This is a genomic window from Frankia sp. Mgl5 (assembly GCF_023242985.1).
Taxonomy (GTDB): Bacteria; Actinomycetota; Actinomycetes; order Frankiales; family Frankiaceae; genus Parafrankia; species Parafrankia soli.
Map to the genome: position 1 here is coordinate 1 of NZ_JALKFY010000522.1, position 371 is coordinate 371.

Below are 371 nucleotides of genomic sequence, written 5' to 3' on the forward strand. Positions count from 1 at the left end.
TCCGAAGCGAGATCTGCTGGCAAAGTCGCCGCCCCAGCCATCCGCTCGCTTGTTGGTGACCGGAGACAAGAACTGATTAATCAGATATCCTTCGGAGCCCATAATCTCTACGGCATCAAAACCGGCTGCTTTTGCCCGCGCCGCTCCGTCGGCAAATGCCTGAATCGTCGCTTCAATTTCGGCCTCACTCAATTCTCTGGGTGCGGTCCGGTTAATTGGCGCTTGCAGCGGGGAAGGTGCTACAGGAACAAGTCCGGTCGCTTCCTTGTAGGCGTAGCGGCCTGCATGAAAAAGCTGCAGCGCGATTTTACCCCCCGCCTTGTGCACGGCCTCAGGGATGGGGCGAATCTGATCAATATGCTCATCTTTGT

At 56.3% G+C, this 371-nt stretch carries 1 pseudogene; it reads right to left on the minus strand.

Annotation, left to right across the window (positions count from 1 at the left end):
* Positions 1-371: pseudogene (locus MXD62_RS10435) on the minus strand (NADPH-dependent 2,4-dienoyl-CoA reductase); the annotation flags it as partial.